The sequence below is a fragment of the Streptomyces sp. NPDC017943 genome (assembly GCF_044328425.1).
GTDB lineage: Bacteria > Actinomycetota > Actinomycetes > Streptomycetales > Streptomycetaceae > Streptomyces > Streptomyces djakartensis_A.
Window position 1 is genome coordinate 809,059 of the sequence record NZ_JBIRHH010000001.1, and the last position, 24,014, is coordinate 833,072.

The window sequence follows — 24,014 nt, forward strand, 5'->3', positions numbered from 1 at the left end:
CGGCGCTCCCCTCCCGGGAACCCCGGCGAAGGCCGCCGTTCCCGCCCTACGCTCCCTCGCATGGTTCTCAGACGAGCGTTACAGGTGATCATGGTCGTCGTCCTGGCCCTCGCCGGGGCGGTCCAGGGCACGGCGCACGCCGGGCAGGGCGGGGACGGGCGGCAGCTGCTGTTCTACAACCACGCCTACGGCGTCCTCGACCGGGAGACCGCCGACGCCATCGAGCACTCCGCCTACCTCCGCCGGTTCGCGAACTTCCAGGTCCGCACCACCACCGGTGCCGACGGGCAGACCTGGACCGGCCGCTACCTGATGGGCCGCGAGACCTACCTCGAGCTGCTCGGGATCGGCGACGTCCCCGGCAAGGACGGCACCCTCGGTGCCGCGGGCCTGGGCGTCTCCGTCGAGCAGGCGGGCGACCTGGAGACCGTGGTCGCCCGGCTGCGCGAGGAGGGCGTCACCGACCCGGTCCGGTTCCGCCAGACCCGCGACTTCGGCGACGGCGTGCCCGTGCCCTGGTTCGACGCGGTCTTCACCACCGGCGAGTACGACCTGTTCGGCGCGTGGGGCATGGAGTACCGGCCCGAGTACTTCGCCGACCCGCGCAGCGGCACCGAGCCCGCCGCGCACCCCGGTGACGTGGGGCGTGAGCGCTACCTGTCCGACGGCTACCGCGAGCACCTGATGCGGGACGTGACGGGCATCCGCCTCGCGGTGACCGCGCGCGACCTCGCCGCCACTGTTCCCCTGCTGAGGGCCGGCGGCTTCCGGGTCCGCTCCACCGAGGGCGGGGGCGTCGTCGCGAAGGGCGGCGGGACGACGCTGAGGTTCGACGTCGCGCCGCTCGACCGGGTCGGGCTCAAGCGCGTGGACCTGTCCCTGAACAGGGCGGTGCCCCACCGGCACGTGGAGCGGATCGGGCACTCCGGCCTCGTGGTCGGGCCGGGCCCCCGTGCCGTGTGGACCTTCGAGGGCCGGGGCTAGGGCCCTGTCGTCCGGATCCGGTCAGGGATCAGCCGCCGCTGCCGTAGGGCCTGGTGATGATCTCCAGCCGGTGGCCGTCGGGGTCGTCGAAGTAGGTGCCGCGGCCGCCGTCGTGGTGGTTGATCTCGCCGGGGCGGCTGTGGAAGGGATCCGCCCAGTACGTCACCCCGGCCTCCTGGATGCGGCCGAAGATCACGTCGAACTCCTCCTCCGAGACGAGGAAGGCGTAGTGCTGCGGCGTGATGGCTCCGGGGCTGTCCATGAAGTCGAGGGTGACGCCGTTGGGGATCTCGACCGGGAGGAACGGGCCGTAGGGCGGGCCGACCTCCAGCCCCAGGATGCCGGCGAGGAACCGGGCCGACGCGCGCTTGTCGTGCGAGGCGACGATGGTGTGGTCCAGCTGCACGGTCATGGCGGGCCTCCCCTGACGGAGCGGTGAACCCGTGGTGCACTCCCCCCTGTGTACCCGGGTGCGCGGGCGCGCGCACCAGGAACGCCCGAGGGCCCCGGCTCGTGGCCGGGGCCCTCGGTGCGGGGCGCCGGCTCGTGGCCGGGCCCCGGGTGTGTCGTACGGCGACCGTCCGGTCTCAGATGGTGGCCGTGTCGATCACGAAGCGGTACCGCACGTCGCTGGCCTGCACGCGCTCGTAGGCCTCGTTGACCTGGTCGGCGCGGATCAGCTCGATCTCGGCGCCCAGGCCGTGCTCGGCGCAGAAGTCGAGCATCTCCTGGGTCTCGGCGATGCCGCCGATCATGGAGCCGGCGAGGGACTTGCCGCCGCCGATCACCGAGAACAGGTTCAGGGAGATGGGCTCCTCGGGGGCGCCGACGTTGGCCAGGGTGCCCTCGGTCTTCAGCAGCGACAGGTACGCGCCGAAGTCCAGCGGGGCCGAGACGGTGGAGACGATCAGGTCGAAGGTGCCGGCCAGCTCCTCGAAGGTCTTCGGGTCGCTGGTCGCGTGGTAGTGGTCCGCGCCCAGCTTCAGGCCGTCCTCGCGCTTGCGCAGCGACTGCGACAGCACGGTCACCTCGGCGCCGAGCGCGTGCGCGATCTTCACGCCCATGTGGCCGAGACCGCCGAGGCCCACGATGGCGACCTTCTTGCCGGGGCCGGCGCCGAAGCGCTTGAGCGGCGAGTAGAGGGTGATGCCGGCGCACAGCAGCGGGGCGGCGACGTCCAGGGACAGGCCGTCGGGGATGCGGACGACGAAGTTCTCGTCCACGACGACCTTCTGCGAGTAGCCGCCGTAGGTGGGCTCGCCGTCCTTGCCGATGCCGTTGTAGGTCGGGATGTTGCCCTTGACGCAGTACTGCTCGCGGCCGGCCTTGCAGTTCTCGCACTCGCGGCAGGAGTCGACCATGCAGCCGACGCCCACGCGGTCGCCCACGGCGAACTTCGTCACGCCGGAGCCGACCTCGGAGACGACACCGGCGATCTCGTGGCCGGGGACCATCGGGAAGATGCCCTCGCCCCAGCCCTCGTTGGCCTGGTGGATGTCGGAGTGGCAGATGCCGGCGAACTTGATGTCGATCAGGACGTCGTACTCGCCGACCTGGCGGCGTTCGATGGTGGTGCGCTCCAGCGGGGCCTTGGGGGCGGGAGCGGCGTACGCAGCGACGGTGGTCATGCCGGGGTTCTCCTAGCGACGGGGTGTGCCCGGCTGCCTTCTGGATCTTCCGCCCGGGCACGTCCACCAGCCTGCGCGATCCCGGCGTCGCTACCCAGACCACGCTTTTGCGTACGCACACCGTGCGTACCACTGGCGGGGTCAGGCTCGTATGCGTACGACCAGGAATACTGGACGGCATGGACGTACAGCCCGAAACCACCCCCGGCAGCGGCGGCGGCCTGGACCGGCGGGCCGAACTCAGCGAGTTCCTGCGCACGCGGCGGGCGCGGCTGAAGCCCGAGGACGTCGGACTGCCCGACTTCGGGCGGCGCCGGGTGCCCGGGCTGCGCCGGGAGGAGCTGGCGCAGCTCGCCGGGGTGTCCGTGGCCTACTACACGCGGCTGGAGCAGGGCAACGGGCACAACGTGTCGGCGGAGGTGCTCGACGCCATCGCGCGCGCCCTGCGGCTGAGCAGCGCCGAGCACGCGCATCTGACGCACCTGGCGAAGCCGAAGCAGCACAAGAAGAAGCCGGCGGCGCGCAGCCAGCAGGTGCGGCCGGCGCTGCGGCACCTGCTGGACGCGATCGACAGCGTGCCGGCGTACGTGGTCGGGCGCCGTACGAACGTACTGGCCTGGAACCGGATGGCCGCGGCCCTCTTCGGGGACTGGGCGGAGCTGCCGGCGCAGGAGCGGAACTGGGCGCGGTTGGTGTTTCTGCGGCCCGAGTACCGCGACCTGTTCGTCGAGTGGGACCAGAAGGCGGCCGACATCGTCGGCTACCTGCGCATGGACGCGGGCTGCCACCCGGACGACCCGCAGCTGTCGGCGCTGGTCGGCGAGCTGTCGGTGAAGAGCGAGGAGTTCCGCCGCCTCTGGGCCGCCCACGACGTGAAGGAGAAGAGCCACGGTGTCAAGCGCCTGCGCCACCCCCTGGTGGGCGACCTGACCCTGTCCTTCGAGACGTTCCGCCTGGTCGACGACGCGGAGCAGTCCCTCATCACCTACCACGCGGACCCGGACACCGCCTCCGCCGAGGCCCTGCGCCTGCTGGCCAGCTGGGGCACGGACGCGACCCGCGCGGGGGCCTCGACGGACACTTCAACACCCTCGCAATGATCCAGCCGCACATGTGTCGAGAAGGTACGCCGGGGGGCACACAGACCCGCAGCGGCTCCCTGTGTGACGTTTTCTTTCGCCCGCACGCTGTTCACCATAGGGGCTGCCACATCAGCACGAGGCCATCGCAGTTGAGCGGAATTTGAGAAACCTACACGGCGGTATCGGACAGTCCGCTTATGACGCCAGCGCCGGTTGATGCTGATCAACGACAATTGTCCGGAACAGTTGATCAACGATCTCCCTTTGTGTCCCATTTCGCCACAAAGAACGAATCAAGGCGCAGCCTCGGAGAGATCTGGATTCACTGATCTACAGCGGGTTACGGTGTGAACCGCCTCCGGCACCAAGGCCGGGGGTGCGGGCGCCAACTACATCGACGCACACGGTTTCCAGGCCAGCAGTGCACCGAGGAAAGCGCCCGCACCGTCCTACCCGAAGGACCAGGATAGTGAATCGTCGCTACATCCGTATAGGCGTCAGCGTGGCGTTGGCCGCAGTTACCTTAGGCGTTGCCGCCCCCATGGCCGCGGCGCAGGAGCACCGGAACAGCGAGCGCACCTTCCAGAGCGTCGCCGTCCGCGCCGCGAGTGACGTGACCACGCATGCCGAGTTCGTCAACTACCTCAACTCGGCCGAGGGCCAGGCGCTCATCGCGGAAGCCGACCTGACCACCGCAGAGCGCGACGCTCTGTACTCCAGCAACACCACGACCGAGGCCGTGGTCCAGCATCGCCTTTCCGGCATCATCAAGCTGCTCAAGAAGGTGAAGGGCTGGGCCGCCGCAGCCAAGTCCAGCTACTCCAAGTTCAAGGTGTGGTACGCCGACAAGGTGCCCGCCGCTCTGCGCTGGGCCATCAAGTGGGGCTTTGACCTCTACACGATCTACCAGATCCTTCGGGGCATGGCCTAGGCCGGGTTTTCGGATGCGGCTGTTCGCACCCGACCGTGCGGACAGCCGCATCCGCCCTCTTTCTGGAGACGTCACATGCACACGATGCGCCATGAAGGCAAAGCGCCTGACACATACGTCGGCACCCTGGACTGGCTTGTGCCATCCCTCATCCTGATGTTCGTCGTCGCTCTCGACTACGTTTTCGGGGCACGCAGTTGGGCTTCCTTCGTGGCATGGCCCGTGTGGGCATGGAGCGTGGGCCTGTTGATCCACCACTGGTGTGTCGTCCTACGCCGCAGGGACGTCGAGCTCTGGGGATGGTGGGCCGCCGCGCTCGCACATGTGACTGCCGCGTGGCACATCATCGCCGTAGTGAAGGACGTGAAATGAAGCATCTCATCTCGAAGGCCACGGCAACAGCCGCCACTTGCCTGGTTGCGGCGGCCGGTCTTGGCGCGATCGCGACGCCGGCCGTCGCCAAGGCCAGTGCCCCCACTTGTTCCAAGAAGACCTACCCGCTGGAAACCCACGGGTTCCGAGGCACTGTCACGACCTGCATCGACAGGGCCGCTGGTAAGACACGTGTATCCGGAGAGATAGAACCCGTCGCGTTCAACGTCGGTCTGAGAGTGAGAATCGGCGCCTACAGCAAGACGTTCGACTTCTGCGATGTCCGGCCGGAGAAGTTCGACACGGGCTATCAAACTGGAACCGGTGCCGCGACGTCCATCGTCGAGGGTCCCGACGTGCGGTGCACCTGAGCTCCGACCTGTAATGGCCCGCCGGAAGAAACCGGCGGGCCATTGCGTTCCGGCTCAAGCTGGAATCACTTGCCGTAGTACGCGTTGTAGATCGAGATCGTCGACTTGTTGCCCTTCTTGTCGGCGATCTTGGCGTGGAAGGAGATGGCCTTGCCCTTCTCCGGGTTCTTGAAGGAGACCTTGCCCTTCTTGACGTCGAGCTTCTTCCAGGTCTTGCCGTAGTCGTACGACACATACACCGACAGCGACTTCAGGTTGCCGCCCTTGGCCGCGCCCTCGACGGTGACCGGAACGGTGACCTGCTTGCCCGCCGGGACCTTGCTGTCCAGGCCGGTGGCCGCGTTGAAGCGGACGGTGGAAGCGGGCAGCTTCACACGCGTGTCACCGGACGGCTTCTTGGAACGGAACGTCCAGCTGCCGTCGATACGAGTCGAAGCAGCGGCGACCTTGACGCTTCGCTTCACCGACGTTGTCAGCTTGTACTCGGCGTCCCCGGAGGCGACCCTGAACTCCTCGCCAGACAGCGGGTCGGTGTTGGAGCCGACCTTGGTGCCGTTGCGGTAGAGGTTCGTGGCGACTGACGTGAACTCGGACGAGCCTGCGTGCCCGGAGCCGTCGGCGAACAGCGGCAGCGAGCCGTAGAGGGCGTTACCCCTGCGGAAGATGCCGAAGTCGGCGTTCAGACGCGGACCGAACACCGCCGTGTTGAAGGTCTTCGTGTACTTCTGGCCGGCCTTGTACGTCTGCGGGTCGAGCGAGTACCCGGCCTCGGGGATCGCGTCGCCGTTGGCGTCCTTGCCCTTGTACTGCGTGAAGTCGAACGCCCACTGGATCTTGTTCGAGGTCGACAGGTACATGGTGCGCGCGCTCGGCAGCTTCTGCTCCGCCGAGAGCGCGAAGGTCAGGGTGTCGGGAAGCAGACCCAGGATGAACAGGTCACCGGTCTTGCCGGATGCCGCCGCACCCATGTTGTGCTTCACCGTGGCGAGTTCACTCGCCTTGAAGTGCCGGACCTTGTCACCCTGGATCTTCTTGACCTTGGCCGAGGTGGCGACGTTGTACTCGGCGCTGTCGCCCTTGGCCCACTGCCCGCTCCAGACCTGGCTCAGCCCGGAGACCTCCGGACCGAGGTGGGCCATGCGCAAGTCGGTGAATGTGCCGACACCGATGCCGAGACCTGTGTCTGCCGCGTCGTAGTAGTAGTCGACCATCGCGGACAGCGGCTTGGCCTGGGCGTCCGGAACCCTGATGTCGGCCGGCTTGGCCCTGCGGGCGTCGATGGTCACCGTGGTGTTCTTGGTGACGGCCAGCTTGGGCTGGACAAGCCAGTCGATGCCTCCTTCGAACGTCTCGATGTCTTCGGCGATCAGGCTGTTGAGCAGGTACGAGCCCTTGGGCAGGCGCAGGGTGGCCGCGCCGGTGGGCGTGTCGGGCACCGAGTAGGAACGCTCCTTGCCTAGGCCGGCATAACCCGAAGCCTCGGTGGTGTAGCCGATCGTCGGCTTGCCGTCCCTGCCGAAGTGCTTGACGGTGACGTCGTACGACTCCACCTCGCGCTGCACCGCCGCCGCCGTGCGGACGCTCTGGCCGCCGCCGGTGGCCGTCACGTACGCGGAGTACGCGCCGTCGAGCGTGCCGCCCAGCTTGGTGTTCACGGTGAAGGGGACGGTGGCCTTGCCGCCCGCGGGAACCGTCACCGACGCCGCGCCCAGCGTGAAGAAGCCGGAGGGGGCGGCCTGGCCCTTGGGGCCGGTGGCGGCCGACGTCAGCTTCAGCGTGACGTCCTTCGTACCGAGGTTGCGGTACGTCAGCTCCTTGGTGACCGGCTTGTCGTCGGTGTGCGGCCACTGCTGGACCCCGAAGCTCACCGACGCCGACTCGGCGATCACGGTCTGCTTGATGGCCCTGTCGACCTGGATGCGGCCCGAGCCCTGCTCGAACGGCGTGCACGCGCCGCCCTTGGCGGAGCCGGTGAGCGCGCCCTTCAGTTCGGCGTACTTCCACTGCGGGTGCTGCTGCTTGAGGATCGCCGCCGCGCCCGCGACGTGCGGGGTGGCCATCGAGGTGCCGGAGATCGTCATGTAGCCGGCCGGCTTCTCGCCGACCTCGCCGGCTATCTGGTTGCCCTTGGCCGAGGCGGCCGTGATGTCCACGCCGGGCGCGGTCACGTCCGGCTTGAGGGCGCCGTCCAGGCCCGGACCGCGGCTGGAGAAGTCGGCGATCTTGTCCTTGCCGTCGACCGCGCCGACGGTCAGCGCCGCGGCGGCGCTGCCCGGGGAGCCGATGGTCTGCTCGCCGAAGTCGCCCTCGTTGCCGGCGGCGATGGCGAACAGGACGCCCTTGTCCTCGGAGAGCTTGTTGACCGCCGCTTCCATCGGGTCGATCGCGGGCGTGTCGCCGCCGCCCAGACTCATGTTGACGACGTCGGCGCCCTCGGCGACGGCCCACTCCATGCCGGCGAGGATCTCGGAGTCGCTGCCGAACCCGTCGTCGTCGAGGACCTTGCCGTTGAGGATCTTCGCGCCGGGGGCGACGCCCTTGAACGTGCCGCCGGACTTCTTGCCGGTGCCGGCCGCGATGGAGGCGACGTGCGTGCCGTGGCCGACCTTGTCGGAGGCGTCGGGCGAGGCGGTGAAGTTCTTGGCGCCGACCACCTGGCCCCGGAGGTCCGCGTGGGTGGCGTCGACACCGGTGTCCAGCACGGCGATCTTGACGCCCTTGCCGTCGAACCCGGCGGACCAGGCCTTGGGCGCGCCGATCTGCGCGACGGACTTGTCGAGGCTGGCCTTGCGCACGCCGTCGAGCCAGACGTGCGCGATGCCGGAGGCGGTCCGGTCGCCGTCGGTGACGGCCTTCCAGAGCTCGGGCGTCTCCTGCTGCGGTGTCTGCACGGCGTCGGCGTTCAGGGTCTTCAGCGTGTGGCGCAGGGTGCCCGCGTCCCGGACGTCGGCCTTGGCCGCGGCGGCGCCGCCCCGGTAGCCGACGATGACCTTCAGGCCCTTCTTCTGGGCCTTGCGGGTGGCCGACCTGCCGAGTTCGGTGACGTCGAAGAGCCGCTGGTCGAGCCTGCCGGTGGCGATCAGCCGGGCCGCGTCGGCCGGGATCACCAGGGTGTGCCCGTCGAGCCTGCGGACCTGGACCGGTATGTTCTCGCGGCCCTCGGCCCGTTCGAAGCCGACGACGCGGCCCTTGGCGTCCAGGGTGACCCGGTCGCCGGTGATGAGGGTGACGTGGTGCCTGGCGGTCAGGGGCGCCGGCGCGGCGGCCGCGGCCGCCTGCTCGCCGTTCGCCGACGCCGGGCCGGTCATGCCCGCCGCCAGAGCCACGGCCGCCGCTGTCGCGACCGTGGCGGCGCACGCCCTTTTCACTTGTCTGCGCAAGTTTCCCCCTTGCAGAAGAACCGGGCGAATCCCCGTTCACCCGGCCGGGGGTGGTCTCGCACGCATGGGCGTACGCCCCCGGAGGACGCAGTATGCCGAGGGGTGATCAGCTGCTCAAGAGCGGGGAGGGAGGTGCGGGATCCGTCGGCAGGCTGTTACACGATCGCCGGAACTCCGTTACGGATCAGCGGAGTTGACTCCGCGTGTGCTCCTTGACGAGGCGCGGCCCGGTGCCCGGGAACGGCCGAAGGCCGCCACCCGACCCTCGGCGGGGTGGGCGGCGGCCTTCGTGCGGGTGGTTCCGGCGGTCCGTCAGACGGCCGAGCCGGCCTTCCAGTCGGCCCAGCTCATGTTCCAGCCGTTGAGGCCGTTGTCCGGCGCGATGGTCTTGTCACCGGTGTTCTCGACGACGACCACGTCACCGAGGATCGAGTTGTCGAAGAACCAGGCACCCGGCGTGTCCGGGTCGTTGGCGCCCTTGGCGTCCTGGAGACCCACGCAGCCGTGGCTGGTGTTGGCGCTGCCGAAGATGGACTTCGCGCCCCAGTAGTTGCCGTGGATGAAGGTGCCGGAGCTGGAGAGGCGGATGGCGTGCGGCACGTCCTTGATGTCGTACTCGCCCTTGCCGTCGTCGTCCGTGAAGCCCACGGTCGCGCCGTTCATGCGCGTCTCCTTGAACTTCTCGGACATCACCATGATGCCCTCGTAGGTCTTGTTCTCCGGCGAACCGGCGGAGATCGGGATGGTCCGCACGACCTTGCCGTCCTGCGTGACCTTCATCTGCTTGGTCTTCGCGTCGACGTAGGAGACCTGGTTGCGGCCGATCTTGAAGGTGACCGTCTTCTGCTGGACGCCGAAGACGCCCTTGGCACCCTCGACACCGTCGAGCGCGAGCTTCAGCGTGACGGTGGAGCCTTCCTTCCAGTAGTCCTCGGGGCGGCAGTCCATGCGGTTGGCGTTGAACCAGTGGCAGGCGACTTCCTGGCCGCCGGTGGTGGTGACCGTGATGCCCTTCTGGACCGCGGCCTTGTTGGTGATCGCCTTGTCGAAGTTGATCGAGACCGGCATGCCGACACCGACGGTGGTGCCGTCGTCCGGGGTGAAGTTGCCGATGAAGCTGTTGGCCGGGGAGACCGTGGTGAACGAGGCGTTCTCGTGCGCGATGCGCCCGTCGGCGTCCTTGGCCTCCGCCGCCAGCTTGTAGGCGGTCGACCGCTCGAGCTGCGTGCTGGGCTTCCAGCTCTTCTTGTCGGCGGATATCTGGCCGCTGACCTCGGTGCCGTCGGCGGTGGTCATCTTCACCGACGTGAGCGTGCCCTTGCTCACGGTGACGGTCGCCGAGTTGTTGATCGAGGCGTTGTTCGAGCCGTCCTTGGGCGTGATCTTGATCTGGGCCTCGGAGGTCTTCTTGGCCGCGGCCTCGTCGACCTTCGACTGGGAGCTGTCGCCACCGTCCCCGCCGGAGGCGCTGTCGTCGCCGCCGGAACAGGCCGAGAGCACCAGCACTCCGCCGAGCAGTGCGGACGCGACCGTCAGGCCCCTGCGCCGCTTACTGACCGTCATCACACGCTTCTCCATCGTTGCCGATTTCCCCAGAACCCCGAGTCCCCCGCCACGGACCAAGTGCCCACGCGGCACCGCGTGAGTCCCGGCCGGGAGTCCCCGTCGATAACTTTCAACGCTACGACCGGTCGGTCCGGTTCCCCAGTGGCACAGGTGTGGGGCTCGACACGTCCGCGGTGGGCCGTGCCGGACGAGGCGGGTGCGGCCGGTGCGCCGGCCGAGGGGGCGAGGACCCCGGGCGACGGCCGCCGCCCGGGCCGGTTCTCCCGCGCGCTCAGCCGTCGTTGCCGTCGTCCCCATCATCCTCGTCGAGGTCCCAGTCCTGCGCATCGGGGTCGTGGTCGATCCGCTCGGCACTCCAGGAGGCCTGCTGCAGGTCCACCCCCGGCACCTGGCTGACCAGGTCGAACGGGTCGACGAGGTAGGCGAGCGCCTCCGCGGTGTCTTCCGTCACAGCGCTCTCGGCATGGGTCCGCTCGGCCGCCGGCATGCCCTCGTCCTCGCCGATCCGGCGCAGCGCCGCCTTGGTGACCGCGTCGGCGTCGTCGACCTCGAGGACGAGGTCGACCCGAAGCCGTACAAAACGTGATGTCTCAGGAGTGCTCATGGCGCGAGCGTACGTCGAGGCCCACGCGTGACTTTCCCGTGACCCGCGACTTTCACTAACATCGCCCCACACGGCCAATTCGCCGACTTCACAAGGGGATCGATATTCCGTGTCATCCGCCCGCCGCCCGTTGCTGACCGCCACTGCCGCGGCGTCCCTGCTGGGCGCCATGTGGTTCGTCCCGTCCGCCAACGCGACGTCGGAGAGCCCGGTGAGAGAGACGGCCTCGGCCGGTCCGTCGCCGCAGGTCACGGAGCAGGCGAGGATCGCCGCGACCACGACCGGCACCTCCGTGCCGGGGACCCGGCTCGCCGACACCGGCAGCTTCGACAGCACGCCGTACGTCATCGGCGGCACGTTCTGCCTGGCGCTGGGCGCCGGGTTCGTCGTGTACTCGGTCCGCCGGGAACGGCTCGGTCTCTGACCGCACTTGGGCCGGGCTCCGACCGCGCGTGACGGGGCCCCGCCGCACGGCAGGGCCCCTCGTCCCGCTCGCCGCGACCGCTACCGCAGCGGCCCGGTGACCTTCTCCACCACGGCCAGCAGCCGCCCGTCGCGCACGAACGCGTCCGCCGCGGCGAGGTCGGGCGCCAGGAAGCGGTCCGGCCCCGGCCCCTGAACCCCCGCCTCCCGTACGGCGTCGATGACGGCTCGCGTCGCGGGCGCCGGGGCGAGTCCCTCGCGCAGTTCGACGGCGCGGGTCGCGGCGTACAGCTCGATGGCCAGCACACGGGTGAGGTTGTCCACGGACGTGCGCAGCTTGCGCGCCGCCGACCAGCCCATCGAGACGTGGTCCTCCTGCATGGCGGAGGAGGGGATCGAGTCGGCCGACGCCGGCACGGCGAGCCGCTTCAGCTCACTCACCAGGGCGGCCTGCGTGTACTGAGCGATCATCAGACCCGAGTCCACACCGGCGTCGTCGGCGAGGAACGGCGGCAGCCCGTGACTGCGGTTCTTGTCGAGCAGCCGGTCGGTGCGGCGCTCGGCGATGGAGCCGAGGTCGGCGGCGGCGACGGCCAGGAAGTCCAGGACGTAGGCGACGGGCGCGCCGTGGAAGTTGCCGTTGGACTCCACCCGGCCGTCGGGCAGGACGACGGGGTTGTCCACGGCGGCCGCCAGCTCGCGGTCGGCGACCAGCCGGGCGTGGGCCATGGTGTCCCGCCCGGCCCCGGCGACCTGCGGGGCGCAGCGCACCGAGTAGGCGTCCTGGACCCGCGGCGCGTCGTCCTGGTGATGGCCGGTCAGGCCCGAGCCCTGGAGCACGGCGAGCATGTTGGCGGCACTGGCGGCCTGGCCCGGGTGCGGCCGGATGGCGTGCAGCTCGGGGGCGAGGACCTTGTCGGTGCCGAGCAGGGCCTCCAGCGACAGGGCGGCCGTGACGTCGGCGGACCGGTAGAGCGTCTCCAGGTCGGCCAGGGCCATGATCAGCATGCCGAGCATGCCGTCGGTGCCGTTGAGGAGGGCGAGGCCCTCCTTCTCGCGCAGTTCGACGGGCTGGATGCCGTGCGCGGCGAGCAGGTCCGCGGCCGGGCGCACGACGCCGTCGGGGCCCTCGGCGTCGCCCTCGCCCATCAGGGCGAGCGCGCAGTGGGACAGCGGCGCGAGGTCCCCGGAGCAGCCGAGGGAGCCGTACTCGTGCACGACCGGGGTGATCCCGGCGTTGAGCAGGTCCGCCATGGTCTGCGCGACCTCGGGACGCACGCCGGTGCGCCCGGAGCAGACGGTCTTCAGGCGCAGGAACATCAGGGCCCGGACGACTTCCCGCTCCACCCGCGGGCCCATGCCGGCGGCGTGCGAGCGGACGATGTTGCGCTGCAGCTGAGCGCGCAGCTCGGGGCTGATGTGCCGGGTCGCCAGGGCACCGAAGCCGGTGCTCACGCCGTACACGGGCTCCGGCTTGGCCGCCAGGGCGTCCACGATCTCGCGGGCCGCGGCGAGGGCGGCCACGGCCTCCCCGGAGAGCTCGACGCGGGCTCCGGCACGCGCCACGGCGAGCACGTCGGACGCCGTCGTCCCGGACGTCCCCACCACCACAGTGTGCATATCCATATTCAGGAGCGTACGCAGTGAATTCGATGATGTCACCACTGGGGACCGGGTTCACCCCTTACCGATACGTCACAGCGTCCGGCCCCCGCGCGGCGCTCAGGGGGCGTGCCGGCCGCGGAAGCTCCGGCGCTCCCCGTCGGCCGTCTCCTTCGACGGCTCGTCCGCGAGCCGCAGGACGGGGTCGTCGGGACCGGCCCGGCCGGCGACGACCGGCTTCGCGGCCCGCTGCGCCTTGGCCTGGTACTGGGCCGCGTCGGCGAGGCGGAAGAGCCGCCGCGCGGAGCGCACCGGACCGATCGGGTCCGCGGTGGACGCGACCCCGCAGGCCACGCCGTCACCGAGCCCCAACTCGGCCGCGCGGCGGCACAGTTCCCCGGCCGCCTTCACCACCTGGTCGGCGGGCGGCCCGACCGCGAGCAGGCAGAACTCGTCCCCGCCGAGCCGGGCCGCGAGCGCCCCCGGCAGCATCGCCCCGCACAGCGACAGCACCGAGCCGAACCGTTCCAGCAGCCGGTCGCCGGCCGCGTGCCCGTGGGTGTCGTTGACCCGCTTGAGCCCGTTCAGGTCGCAGACGACCAGGCTGACCACGGCGTCCTCCCGCCGGTGGTGCTCGATCGCCTGCTCCAGCCGCACGTCGACGGCCCGGCGGTTGGCGAGTCCGGTGAGGGAGTCGGTGAAGGCCAGCCGACGGGCCTCCTCCAGCCGCTCCGTCTGGGCGATGCCGGCCGCCACGACGGAGGCCAGGACGGTGGCGAAGTCGGCGTCGGCCCGTCCGAAGACGGGCCGGCCCACCGGCCGGGCCACGTACAGCTCGCCCCAGGCCCTGCCGTGCAGCACGATCGGCGCGACCACGCAGCAGCCGCGGCCGCGGCGGCGCAGGGCGGCGACGCGCTGGTGGCAGTACCCGGGCCGCCCTCCGGCGGGCCCCTCGGCGGTCTCCACCCAGGCGTCCGGCTCCCCGCCCCCGGCCCACTGCTCGTGCAGGAACTCGGTGATCTCCGCGAACTGGTGCACCGGGTAGGACTCGTCCTCGGGGAACTCCTCCTCCCCCTCGGCGAGCTCCCCGACGTTCACGAGGACCTTCAGCCGCCCCAGCTCCCGCTCCCACACCGACAGCGCGGCGAAACTCCCGCCCAGCGCCCGGCAGGCTCCGTGGGCCGCGGCACGCCACGCCTCACGTGATCCGTGCGCGGCCGCCATCCCCTGAGCCAACGCGACGACGGCGACCAGCCGTCTGTCCTCACCCATCACTCCAGGCTAGGGAGTTTTCAGCCAAACCGACCTGTTCTTGACGCGAACGGGGAGGAACGAGCACGGGGAGGTCCGCTGCTGTACCCCGGGCAGTACGGGTTGCGCCTGCCGCCGGGAGCGAGCCCCCGCCGGGCGCGGGAGCGGGCCCGGTGGGGTGCCGCCGGGTCCGCTCCCGGGGTTCACTCCCCGGGCCACTCCGGCTTGCGGCGCTCGTTGAAGGCCGCGACGCCCTCCGCGCGGTCGCCCGAGAAGGCCGTGGCCCGCCACGCCGCGTCCTCCACCTCCAGGCCGGCCCGCAGGTCCAGTCCCTGGCCCAGCCGCAGCGCCCGCTTGGCCGCGCGCAGGCCCACCGGGGAGTTCCCGGCGATCCGCGCGGCCAGCGCCAGCGCCTCGTCGCGGTCCCGGCCGGTCTCGACGACCTGGTCGACCAGTCCCCACTCCCCCGCCTCCGCGGCCTCCACCCGCCGCGCCGAGAAGATCAGCTCGGCCGCCCGGGCCGCCCCGACCCGGCGCGGCAGGAGCTGCGTGCCGCCGCCGCCCGGAATCACGCCGACGGACACCTCCGGCAGCCCCACCACGGCCGTACGGTCCGCCACGATCACGTCGCACGCCAGGGCCAGCTCGAACCCGCCGCCGAGCGCGAAGCCGTGCACCGCGGCCACCGTCGGCACCGGCAGCTCCAGCACCCCGGTGTACGCCCCCCGGGTCACGGGCCGCTGGCGCAGCAGGTCGGCGTCGCTGAACGAGTTCCGCTCCTTCAGGTCGGCGCCGACGCAGAACGCCCGCTCGTGCGTGGAGGTCAGGACGACCGCCCGCACCTCCCGGTCCTCCCCCAGGGCCGTACAGGCACCGGCGATGGACCGCGCCATCTCCGTCGACACGGCGTTCATGGCCTTGGGCCGGTCGAGGACGAGCTCCGCGACGTGCCCCTGCTCATGCCGCCGCACCAGCACGAACTCCCCGAACCGTTCCTCACTCATGACACCCTCCGGTTAACGCGGGTTAACAAGACACCGCTCCGATCATCGCAGCCGTGCCCCACCGGCGGAAGGCCCGACCCGTCCGATCCCGCCCCGGCCCGCCCACCCGTTCGAGTGAAGTCCTCGCCACTCGGGCCCGGTCACCGGGAGCAGCGCATAGCGTGCGTCAGCCACGGCGCACCGGGGGCGCGGGGCATCGGGGAGGGACCGACCGCATGACGACGAAGAGACCGGCGACACCACAGCCACGACGGAACACGGCCACCACGACGGCACAGCGCCGTCACCGCCCGGCCACCCCGCGCGAGCCCGCCACCCCGCCGGCCGCACCCGCACACGGCCACCGGCCCGTACGGGAACCCGCACACGGACGGGAACCCGGACGCGGACGGGAACCCGCACGCGCACCGGCGGCCGCCAGCGGTCGGCTGACGGCCCGGGTGCGCGGGCGGCACCGCAAGCCCCGTCCCCGCAAGGTGCTGCTCGCCGCCGGAGGGCTCGCCCTGGCCGCCGGCGCGCTGAGCCTGCTGCGCCTGTCCTCCGAACCGGTCCCGGACGGCACCGGTGCCCACGAGGCGGGGCCCCTCCCGGGCCCGGTCACGACCGGCGCGGACGGGACCGGCGGCACCGCCGCGACCACTCCCGCCGCGCCCGAGGCGGGCCCCTCGTCGCCCACTGCCCTCGGCGGCCTGACCCCGTCACCGTTCACGAACGGGGCGTCACCGGCCGCGACCTCCGCCGCCACCGCCGGCGGCCCGCAGGGCGCGGAGGCACCCGGTGCGGCTGCCACGGCCCCCGGGGCCGGGTACGGGCCCGGCACCGGGTCCACGGGCATCCCGGAGGAGCCGAACCCACCGGACACACCCCGTGCCCCGGGCCCGGCCGCCCCGACAGGCGCCCCGGAGCCCGCCCCGGCCCCGCCCGCACCACCGGGCCGGACCACCCCCGCGTCCCCGCCGCCCCCTCGCGAGGAGCCGGAGAAGCCGCGGGATCCCGGGCTGTGCGTGCCGATCATCGGCCTGTGCGTCGACACCCCGCTCGCCGCCCGCCCCTGAGGAGCGGCGCGCCTACGGCGTCTCGTCCCGGCGCGTGAGCAGCCACGGCTCCACGACGCCCAGGCCACGCACGGGCCGCTGCCACATCGGCTGGAGGGCGAACCGGTACGACGGGGGCTCCTCGCCCTCCTTCTCCGCCGCCGCGGCCTCCTCGGCGGCCTCCGCCTCCGAGGACGGCGCGTCCTGCGTGCGGATGAGTTCCTCCGCGAAGGCCGTGTCGACCAGGACGGCGTCCTTGGGCGCTATCGACGTGAGCCGGGAGGCGAGATTCACGGTCGTGCCGAAGACATCGCCCATGCGGGTGGTGACCGTGCCGAACGCCATGCCGACGCGCAGCTCCGGCATGGTCTCGTCGTTCGCCATCGTCTCGATCAGGCGCAGGGCGATCTCGGCGGCCGTGCCGGCGTCGTCGGCCGCGTAGAGCACCTCGTCACCGAGGGTCTTGATCAGCCGGCCTCCGTTGGCGGCCACCAGGTCGGCGGCCGTGGTCTCGAAGGCCTCGACCAGCTCGCCGAGCTCCTCCTCCTCCATGCGCCGGGTCAGCCGGGTGAAGCCGACCAGGTCGGCGAAGCCCACGGCGAGCCGCCGGTCGACCATCTCCTCGTCGTCGGCGGCCTGCACGACCCGCCCGGCCGAGGCGGCGAGCTGCCGGCGCCAGACGTAGACGAGGAACTCCTGGAGCTCGGGCAGCAGCAGCTCGACGATCGGATACGTGACCTCCGTGCGGGTCATGCCCGGCTCCGGCGGCTCGGTCAGCCCCTCCAGGAAGGAGTCGATCTGCCATTCGGCGAGCCGCGCGGTGGTCTGCCCGGTGGACCGGGCCACCTGCACGGCCATCGCCTCGCTCAGCAGGCCCGCCTCGACCAGACCGGCCAGCCGGCGCAGCGCGAGGACGTCCGCCTCGGTCAGGGCCTTGGCCTGGCCGATGTCGGCGAAGCCCATGGCCCGCCAGAAGCGGGAGGCCAGTTCCATGGAGACGCCGGCGCTGCGGGCCGCCTGGAACGGGGTGTAGCGGCGCTCGGCGCCCAGGATGAGCCCTTCGAGGCGCAGGGCGAGCGGATCCTCGCCGGAGTCGGCGCCCTGCGCGTCCGTGCCGGAGCCCGAGTCGTCGACGGTCACGCGTGCTGCCCTTCCGATCTGTCACGGTCAGGTATCGACCGGCCTCAACTCTACGGCAGGTGTGCGCCAGCTCACTCCGTCAGGTTCGGCCGGTGGGTGCGGGGCCGGGCCCTGTCCGGCGGGAACGCCCTCTCGTCGAGCGCCGGACGGGCCGGGCACCCCCGGCCCGTCCGGCGCTCGTCTGCGACCCGCGGGGACCCGACCTCGGCCCCGGCCCCCGGCTCCGTCTCAGGCCGGCCGCAGGTGCACGATGTCCCCGGCTCCCACCGGCTCCACGCCCGCCTCCGTCGCCAGCACCAACCGCCCGTCGCCGTCCACGGCCACCGCTTCCCCGCGTACGGCCCGGTCCCCCGGCAGCTCCGCCCGCACCACCCGCCCGAGCGTCGCGCACCCGGCGGCATACGCCTCCTGCAACCCGCTCACGCCGGGGTCGCCCTCCGCCGCACGCCACGTGCCGTACCAGTCCTCCAGGGACCGGAGCACGCCCCGCAGCAGCGGGTCCCGGTCGGTGCTCACCGCGCCGGCCAGCGCGAGCGACCCGGCCGTCGGCACGGGCAGCTCGTCCTCCCTCAGCGTGACGTTGATGCCGACGCCCATGACGACCCCGCCGTCACCGGCCCGCTCGGCGAGGATGCCGCCGGCCTTGCGCTCCTCGCCGCCCACCGTGACCAGCACGTCGTTGGGCCACTTCAGGGCCGTGTCCACGCCGGCGGCCCGGGACAGGCCGGTGGCCACGGCGACGCCCGTGAGCAGGGTCAGCCAGCCCCACCGGGCCACCGGCACCTCGCGCGGGGTGAGCAGCACGGAGAAGAACAGGCCGGCGCGCGGGGGCGCCGTCCACTGCCGGTCCAGGCGCCCGCGCCCGGCCGTCTGCTCCTCGGCGATCAGCACCGCGCCCTCCGCCGCCCGGCCCTCCTCGGCGCGGGCGACGAGGTCGGAGTTGGTGGAGCCGGTGCGCTGCACCACGTCGACCCCGGTCCACAGCCCTCCGTCCCGCACCAGGCCCCGGCGCAGGGCGGTGACGTTGAGGGGCGGCCGGTCCAGGTCGGACCAACGGCTCCCGTTCGGCTCTGATGCATCTCGCGGCGTCATGCAAGCCACCCTAGGTGTGGTAAACGCCGCACTGCCGATGCGGAGGCACCCCACTACTCTACGGATGAGTAACCGTCCCCCCTTTTGAGCAGGCAGGGAGCCGCATCCCGATGTCCGAGCCGGAAGAGCAGCAGCCCGACATCCACACGACCGCGGGCAAGCTCGCGGACCTGAAGCGCCGCATCGAGGAAGCGACACACGCCGGATCCGCCCGCGCGGTGGAGAAGCAGCACGCCAAGGGCAAGCTGACGGCCCGTGAGAGGATCGAACTCCTGCTGGACGAGGGCTCCTTCGTCGAGCTCGACGAGTTCGCCCGGCACCGCTCGACCAACTTCGGCCTCGACAAGAACCGCCCGTACGGCGACGGGGTCGTCACGGGTTACGGCACCGTCGACGGCCGGCCGGTCGCCGTGTTCTCGCAGGACTTCACCGTCTTCGGCGGTGCGCTGGGCGAGGTCTACGGGCAGAAGATCGTCAAGGTCATGGACTTCGCGCTGAAGACCGGCTGCCCGGTCATCGGCATCAACGACTCCGGCGGCGCGCGCATCCAGGAGGGTGTGGCCTCGCTCGGCGCGTACGGCGAGATCTTCCGCCGCAACACCCACGCCTCCGGTGTGATCCCGCAGATCAGCCTGGTCGTCGGGCCGTGCGCGGGCGGGGCGGTCTACTCCCCGGCCATCACCGACTTCACGGTGATGGTCGACCAGACCTCGCACATGTTCATCACCGGCCCCGACGTCATCAAGACCGTCACCGGCGAGGACGTCGGCTTCGAGGAGCTGGGCGGCGCCCGGACCCACAACGCGACCTCCGGCGTGGCCCACCACATGGCGGGCGACGAGAAGGACGCGATCGAGTACATCAAGCAGCTGCTGTCCTACCTGCCGTCCAACAACCTCTCCGAGGCGCCGGTCTTCCCCGAGGAGGCCGACCTGGAGGTCGGCGACGAGGACCGCGAGCTGGACACGATCGTCCCGGACAGCGCGAACCAGCCGTACGACATGCACGCGGTGCTCGAGCACGTCCTGGACGACGCCGAGTTCTTCGAGACGCAGCCGCTGTACGCGCCGAACATCGTCACCGGCTTCGGGCGCGTCGAGGGCCGTCCGGTCGGCATCGTCGCCAACCAGCCCATGCAGTTCGCCGGGTGCCTGGACATCAAGGCCAGCGAGAAGGCGGCCCGCTTCGTGCGGACCTGCGACGCCTTCAACGTCCCGGTGCTCACCTTCGTCGACGTCCCCGGCTTCCTGCCGGGCGTGGACCAGGAGCACGACGGCATCATCCGGCGCGGCGCCAAGCTGATCTACGCCTACGCCGAGGCGACCGTCCCGCTGATCACGGTGATCACCCGCAAGGCCTTCGGCGGCGCCTACGACGTCATGGGGTCCAAGCACCTGGGTGCCGACCTCAACCTGGCCTGGCCGACGGCCCAGATCGCCGTCATGGGCGCCCAGGGCGCGGTCAACATCCTGCACCGCCGCACGCTCGCGGAGGCGGAGGCCGCCGGGGAGGACCTGGAGGCGGTGCGGGCCCGGCTGATCCAGGAGTACGAGGACACCCTCCTCAACCCCTACGTCGCGGCCGAGCGCGGGTACGTCGACGCCGTCATCCTGCCGTCCGAGACGCGCCGGCACATCGTCCGGGGCCTGCGTCAGCTGCGCACGAAGCGGGAATCCCTGCCTCCGAAGAAGCACGGCAACATCCCCCTCTAGGCCTGCTGGGAGCCGCCATGAACATCAAGGTCCTGCGAGGCAACCCGACCCCGGAGGAGCTGGCCGCCGCCCTGGCGGTGGTCAGGGCGCGCGCCGCGGCGGCCGCCGCGGCGCCGTCCGGCGCGCCCGCGCCGCGCGACGCGTGGTCCGACCCGTCCCGGATCACGGCCCACCGCCTGCCCCAGCCGGGGCCGGCCGCGTGGGGCCGCACCTACTGGCCGGGGTGACCCGCCCCCTCGGCCGTACGAGGGGCCCGCGGCAGCGGATGCGGATGCGGATGCGGTAGCGGAACGCGGGGCGCCGATTTGAGTACGCCTACTCAGGCGCCCCGCCCCGCCGGGCCGCACGCTGGAGTCATGCTGTGGTCCGACCCCGAGAACGAACCGCCCGAGGAACTGCGTGACATGCAGGGCATGCTGCGGCGGCTGAGCGTTCTCCTGGCGGTGGCCATGGTGCTGGTGATGATCGGGATCGGCGTGAGGTGAGCCGGCCCGCCCGGGTGACTAATCTGACGGCATGACCGCTCAGCGCAGCAGGCGACTCGTCCTCGCCTCCCAGTCCCCCGCCCGGCTCGGTCTGCTCCGCCAGGCCGGTCTCGCCCCCGAGGTGATCGTCAGCGGCGTCGACGAGGACGCCGTCACCGCCCCCACCCCCGCCGAACTGGCGCTCGCCCTCGCCGAGGCGAAGGCCTCCGTCGTGGCCGCCCGCCCGGAGGCCAAGGGTGCGCTGGTCATCGGCTGCGACTCCGTGCTCGACCTGGACGGCAAGGCGCTGGGCAAGCCCGCGGACGCCGAGGAGGCCACCGCCCGCTGGACGGCGATGCGCGGCCGGGCCGGCACCCTCCAGACGGGCCACTGCGTCTACGACACGGCCACCGGCCGGTACGTCTCCGCCACCGCGTCGACCGTCGTCCATTTCGGTGAACCCACCGACGAGGAGGTCGCCGCCTACGTGGCCTCCGGCGAACCCCTCCACGTCGCCGGGGCGTTCACCCTGGACGGCCGTTCCGCGCCGTTCATCGACGGCATCGACGGCGACCACGGCAACGTCATCGGCATCAGCCTGCCCCTGGTCCGGCGGCTGCTGAAGGAACTGGGCGTGGGCATCACGGAGTTGTGGGCGCCGGCGGAGAGGTGACCGCGTCCCCGCCGCCGCCCGGGCCGTCCTCGGGCGCGGCGCCGGCGGGCCCGGCCGGACGGTCGTACGTCATCAGCAGCAGGACGATCAGGGCGAGCACCAGCACCATGAAGAGGAACGCCGGCGGGCCCACCGGGCCCCAGGTGAACGCCCCGAGCAACCCGTGCACCACGGCCGCGCTGACCAGCAGCACCCGTCCGAAGCCGGCCGGGCGCTGGTCCCGCAGCGCCACGAGCAGGGCGACCAGGCCGCACAGCGCGAAGTAGAGGCCGAAGACGATCCCGCCGATCTTCGAGGACACCGACATCATGTGCGGGTCGAGCCCGGCCAGCGACATGTCCTGCCGGTCGACGGCGACCCCGAGGATCCAGTTCAGCGCGGCGATGCCGAACGCCTCGGCGAACAGCACGACCGCCACGACCCACGCCACCGGCCTGCGCACCACGCGCCCCCTTCCGCCGTTCGGGACACCGCGAAGGCTACTCACGGGTAAACGGGGGAACAAGGGTCCGGCGGCAAGCAAAGAATCATTGGGCCATTCGTAGGGACTCCACAAAGAAACAGAGTGGCCCGCAGCACGTGATGACAGAGACCTTGACCACAGGAGACGGCTAGGGTTTCCCGGAGGAGTACTGCGTTCTGCGGTGCGACAAGGGATTTCGCAGGTCGAGCGAGCCTCGAATCACGCTCCGTGTGGGCAAGCTCACCATTGGGGACGGGTCGAAGTGCCGTGTCGGCTGTCCCTAAACTCGGCTTGTTTCAAGGAGGGAGCCTCAATCGTGCGCAAGGTGCTCATCGCCAACCGTGGCGAAATCGCTGTCCGCGTGGCCCGGGCCTGCCGGGACGCCGGGATCGCGAGCGTGGCCGTCTACGCCGACCCGGACCGGGACGCTCTGCATGTCCGCGCCGCGGATGAGGCGTTCGCCCTGGGCGGTGACACCCCGGGCACCAGCTACCTCGACATCGAGAAGGTGCTGAAGGCCGCCCGGGAGTCGGGCGCGGACGCGATCCACCCCGGGTACGGCTTCCTCTCCGAGAACGCCGAGTTCGCCCAGGCGGTGCTGGACGCGGGTCTGATCTGGATCGGCCCGCCGCCGCAGGCGATCCGCGACCTCGGTGACAAGGTGGCCGCCCGGCACATCGCCCAGCGCGCCGGTGCCCCGCTGGTGGCCGGCACGCCCGACCCGGTCTCCGGTGCGGAGGAGGTCGTCGCCTTCGCCGAGGAGCACGGCCTGCCCATCGCCATCAAGGCGGCGTTCGGCGGCGGCGGCCGCGGCCTGAAGGTCGCCCGCACCCTCGAAGAGGTGCCCGAGCTGTACGACTCCGCCGTCCGCGAGGCCGTGGCGGCCTTCGGCCGGGGCGAGTGCTTCGTCGAGCGCTACCTCGACAAGCCCCGCCACGTGGAGACCCAGTGCCTGGCCGACCAGCACGGCAACGTGGTCGTCGTCTCCACCCGTGACTGCTCGCTGCAGCGCCGCCACCAGAAGCTGGTGGAGGAGGCCCCCGCGCCGTTCCTGTCCGAGGCGCAGATGGAGGAGCTGTACTCCGCCTCCAAGGCGATCCTGAAGGAGGCCGGCTACGTCGGCGCCGGCACGGTGGAGTTCCTCGTCGGCCTCGACGGCACGATCTCCTTCCTGGAGGTCAACACCCGCCTCCAGGTGGAGCACCCGGTCACCGAGGAGGTCGCCGGCATCGACCTGGTGCGCGAGATGTTCCGTATCGCCGACGGCGAGGAGCTCGGCTACGGCGACCCGGAGCTGCGCGGCCACTCCTTCGAGTTCCGCATCAACGGCGAGGACCCGGGCCGCAACTTCCTGCCCGCGCCCGGCACCGTCACCACCTTCGCCCCGCCGTCCGGCCCGGGTGTCCGGCTGGACGCGGGCGTGGAGTCCGGCTCGGTCATCGGCCCGGCGTGGGACTCGCTGCTGGCCAAGCTGATCGTCACCGGCCGTACGCGCAAGGAGGCCCTGGAGCGGGCCGCGCGTGCGCTGGAGGAGTTCCAGGTCGAGGGCATGGCCACGGCCATCCCGTTCCACCGCGCGGTGGTGAAGGACCCGGCGTTCGCGCCCGAGCTCACCGGTTCCTCCGAGCCCTTCACGGTCCACACGCGGTGGATCGAGACGGAGTTCGTCAACGAGATCAAGCCGTTCGCGGCGCCCGCGGACGCGGAGGCGGACGAGGAGGCGGGCCGCGAGACGGTCGTCGTCGAGGTCGGCGGCAAGCGCCTCGAGGTCTCCCTGCCGTCGTCGCTGGGCATGTCCCTGGCCCGTACGGGCCTCGCGGCGGGTGCCAAGCCCAAGCGCCGCGCGGCGAAGAAGTCCGGCCCCGTCGCCTCCGGTGACACGCTGACCTCGCCGATGCAGGGCACGATCGTCAAGGTCGCGGTCGAGGAGGGCCAGGAGGTCAAGGAGGGCGACCTGGTCGTCGTCCTGGAGGCCATGAAGATGGAGCAGCCCCTCAACGCCCACCGCTCCGGCACGATCAAGGGCCTGTCGGCGGAGATCGGCGCGTCGGTGACGTCGGGCGCGGCGATCTGCGAGATCAAGGACTGACCCCGGAGAACCACCGGCTGCGGGGGGGGGCCCCCCCCCCGGCGCCCCCCCCCCCCCCCGGGGGGCCCCCCCCCCCCCCCCCCCCCCCCCCCCCCCCCCCGCCCCCGGGGCCCCCCCCCCCCCCCGGCACAAGGCCCCCCCGAGCGAGC

The 24,014-nt window shown here is 71.6% G+C and carries 23 protein-coding genes; 12 read left to right on the forward strand and 11 right to left on the reverse strand.

Translation table 11 applies throughout. The annotated features are described in order from the left end of the window. Window positions 1-84 precede the first annotated feature (84 nt). Entirely contained in the window at window positions 85-984 is a 900-nt protein-coding gene (locus ACH4C6_RS03535) for a DUF5829 family protein (protein WP_398107122.1), read from the forward strand. Window positions 985-1,012: 28 nt separating this feature from the next. Here ACH4C6_RS03535 and ACH4C6_RS03540 read toward each other — a convergent pair whose 3' ends face one another. Both ACH4C6_RS03540 and ACH4C6_RS03545 read right to left on the reverse strand, forming a co-directional pair. Beyond that, window positions 1,013-1,396: a VOC family protein gene (locus tag ACH4C6_RS03540; RefSeq protein ID WP_398106848.1), complete on the reverse strand. Its 384-nt coding sequence runs from the start codon at window positions 1,394-1,396 to the stop codon at window positions 1,013-1,015. Between the two features lie 175 nt (window positions 1,397-1,571). After that, on the reverse strand, window positions 1,572-2,612 hold the full coding sequence (locus ACH4C6_RS03545; RefSeq protein WP_398106849.1) for an NAD(P)-dependent alcohol dehydrogenase: 1,041 nt from the start codon (window positions 2,610-2,612) through the stop codon (window positions 1,572-1,574). Between the two features lie 179 nt (window positions 2,613-2,791). Between ACH4C6_RS03545 and ACH4C6_RS03550 the strand changes: the two genes are divergently transcribed. The 4 genes from ACH4C6_RS03550 to ACH4C6_RS03565 all read left to right on the forward strand — a co-directional run bounded on the left by ACH4C6_RS03550 (window position 2,792) and on the right by ACH4C6_RS03565 (window position 5,368). Then, on the forward strand, window positions 2,792-3,712 hold the full coding sequence (locus tag ACH4C6_RS03550) for a helix-turn-helix domain-containing protein (protein ID WP_398106850.1): 921 nt from the start codon (window positions 2,792-2,794) through the stop codon (window positions 3,710-3,712). 451 nt (window positions 3,713-4,163) lie between these two features. Next, entirely contained in the window at window positions 4,164-4,625 is a 462-nt protein-coding gene (locus ACH4C6_RS03555) for a hypothetical protein (RefSeq protein WP_398106851.1), read from the forward strand. Window positions 4,626-4,700: 75 nt separating this feature from the next. Beyond that, window positions 4,701-4,997 carry a hypothetical protein gene (locus ACH4C6_RS03560; protein WP_398106852.1) on the forward strand — a complete coding sequence of 99 codons (297 nt, stop codon included), beginning with the start codon at window positions 4,701-4,703 and terminating at the stop codon, window positions 4,995-4,997. Beyond that, the gene (locus ACH4C6_RS03565; RefSeq protein WP_398106853.1) at window positions 4,994-5,368 is read left to right on the forward strand and encodes a hypothetical protein; all 375 of its coding nucleotides are present in this window, start codon (window positions 4,994-4,996) and stop codon (window positions 5,366-5,368) included. Before ACH4C6_RS03560 ends, ACH4C6_RS03565 begins: the two co-directional genes overlap by 4 nt. A gap of 65 nt (window positions 5,369-5,433) precedes the next feature. Here ACH4C6_RS03565 and ACH4C6_RS03570 read toward each other — a convergent pair whose 3' ends face one another. The 3 genes from ACH4C6_RS03570 to ACH4C6_RS03580 all read right to left on the reverse strand — a co-directional run bounded on the left by ACH4C6_RS03570 (window position 5,434) and on the right by ACH4C6_RS03580 (window position 10,918). Then, on the reverse strand, window positions 5,434-8,676 hold the full coding sequence (locus ACH4C6_RS03570) for a S8 family peptidase (RefSeq protein WP_398107123.1): 3,243 nt from the start codon (window positions 8,674-8,676) through the stop codon (window positions 5,434-5,436). 384 nt (window positions 8,677-9,060) lie between these two features. Continuing rightward, window positions 9,061-10,311: an Ig-like domain-containing protein gene (locus ACH4C6_RS03575; protein ID WP_398106854.1), complete on the reverse strand. Its 1,251-nt coding sequence runs from the start codon at window positions 10,309-10,311 to the stop codon at window positions 9,061-9,063. 274 nt (window positions 10,312-10,585) lie between these two features. Continuing rightward, window positions 10,586-10,918 carry a hypothetical protein gene (locus ACH4C6_RS03580; RefSeq protein WP_398106855.1) on the reverse strand — a complete coding sequence of 111 codons (333 nt, stop codon included), beginning with the start codon at window positions 10,916-10,918 and terminating at the stop codon, window positions 10,586-10,588. 109 nt (window positions 10,919-11,027) lie between these two features. Between ACH4C6_RS03580 and ACH4C6_RS03585 the strand changes: the two genes are divergently transcribed. Continuing rightward, complete coding sequence (locus ACH4C6_RS03585) at window positions 11,028-11,342, forward strand: LPXTG cell wall anchor domain-containing protein (protein ID WP_398106856.1); 315 nt, start codon at window positions 11,028-11,030, stop codon at window positions 11,340-11,342. Window positions 11,343-11,422: 80 nt separating this feature from the next. On the opposite strand, the gene hutH is transcribed toward ACH4C6_RS03585, so the two are convergent. The 3 genes from hutH to ACH4C6_RS03600 form a co-directional block, all read right to left on the reverse strand. After that, entirely contained in the window at window positions 11,423-12,961 is a 1,539-nt protein-coding gene (hutH, locus tag ACH4C6_RS03590) for a histidine ammonia-lyase (protein WP_398107124.1), read from the reverse strand. Between the two features lie 102 nt (window positions 12,962-13,063). Further along, complete coding sequence (locus tag ACH4C6_RS03595) at window positions 13,064-14,215, reverse strand: diguanylate cyclase domain-containing protein (RefSeq protein WP_398106857.1); 1,152 nt, start codon at window positions 14,213-14,215, stop codon at window positions 13,064-13,066. A 182-nt stretch (window positions 14,216-14,397) separates the two neighbouring features. Beyond that, the gene (locus ACH4C6_RS03600) at window positions 14,398-15,198 is read right to left on the reverse strand and encodes an enoyl-CoA hydratase/isomerase family protein (protein WP_398106858.1); all 801 of its coding nucleotides are present in this window, start codon (window positions 15,196-15,198) and stop codon (window positions 14,398-14,400) included. A gap of 215 nt (window positions 15,199-15,413) precedes the next feature. On the opposite strand from ACH4C6_RS03600, the gene ACH4C6_RS03605 reads away from it, so the two are divergent. Then, entirely contained in the window at window positions 15,414-16,253 is an 840-nt protein-coding gene (locus ACH4C6_RS03605) for a hypothetical protein (protein ID WP_398106859.1), read from the forward strand. 12 nt (window positions 16,254-16,265) lie between these two features. Here ACH4C6_RS03605 and ACH4C6_RS03610 read toward each other — a convergent pair whose 3' ends face one another. Together ACH4C6_RS03610 and ACH4C6_RS03615 are read right to left on the reverse strand one after the other, a co-directional pair. Then, entirely contained in the window at window positions 16,266-17,372 is a 1,107-nt protein-coding gene (locus tag ACH4C6_RS03610; protein ID WP_398106860.1) for an adenylate/guanylate cyclase domain-containing protein, read from the reverse strand. A 228-nt stretch (window positions 17,373-17,600) separates the two neighbouring features. After that, window positions 17,601-18,464 carry a biotin--[acetyl-CoA-carboxylase] ligase gene (locus ACH4C6_RS03615; protein ID WP_398106861.1) on the reverse strand — a complete coding sequence of 288 codons (864 nt, stop codon included), beginning with the start codon at window positions 18,462-18,464 and terminating at the stop codon, window positions 17,601-17,603. A gap of 110 nt (window positions 18,465-18,574) precedes the next feature. Here ACH4C6_RS03615 and ACH4C6_RS03620 point away from each other — a divergent pair, with 110 nt between their 5' ends. The 4 genes from ACH4C6_RS03620 (at window position 18,575) to ACH4C6_RS03635 (ending at window position 21,313) form a co-directional block, all read left to right on the forward strand. Further along, on the forward strand, window positions 18,575-20,176 hold the full coding sequence (locus tag ACH4C6_RS03620) for an acyl-CoA carboxylase subunit beta (protein ID WP_398106862.1): 1,602 nt from the start codon (window positions 18,575-18,577) through the stop codon (window positions 20,174-20,176). A gap of 17 nt (window positions 20,177-20,193) precedes the next feature. Beyond that, window positions 20,194-20,403 (forward strand): acyl-CoA carboxylase epsilon subunit, encoded by a 210-nt coding sequence (locus ACH4C6_RS03625; RefSeq protein WP_398106863.1) that lies wholly within the window; start codon window positions 20,194-20,196, stop codon window positions 20,401-20,403. 129 nt (window positions 20,404-20,532) lie between these two features. After that, a complete protein-coding gene (gene mmpB / locus ACH4C6_RS03630) occupies window positions 20,533-20,661 on the forward strand; it encodes a morphogenic membrane protein MmpB (RefSeq protein ID WP_333932515.1) in 129 nt (42 codons plus the stop codon). 31 nt (window positions 20,662-20,692) lie between these two features. Further along, window positions 20,693-21,313, forward strand: coding sequence for a Maf family protein (locus ACH4C6_RS03635; protein WP_398106864.1), 621 nt, complete (start codon window positions 20,693-20,695; stop codon window positions 21,311-21,313). Here the strand turns inward: ACH4C6_RS03635 and ACH4C6_RS03640 are convergent. After that, a complete protein-coding gene (locus tag ACH4C6_RS03640) occupies window positions 21,282-21,758 on the reverse strand; it encodes a hypothetical protein (protein WP_398106865.1) in 477 nt (158 codons plus the stop codon). The genes ACH4C6_RS03635 and ACH4C6_RS03640 overlap by 32 nt on opposite strands. Window positions 21,759-22,092: 334 nt before the next feature. On the opposite strand from ACH4C6_RS03640, the gene ACH4C6_RS03645 reads away from it, so the two are divergent. Further along, the gene (locus ACH4C6_RS03645) at window positions 22,093-23,865 is read left to right on the forward strand and encodes an acetyl/propionyl/methylcrotonyl-CoA carboxylase subunit alpha (protein WP_398106866.1); all 1,773 of its coding nucleotides are present in this window, start codon (window positions 22,093-22,095) and stop codon (window positions 23,863-23,865) included. Window positions 23,866-24,014 lie beyond the last annotated feature (149 nt).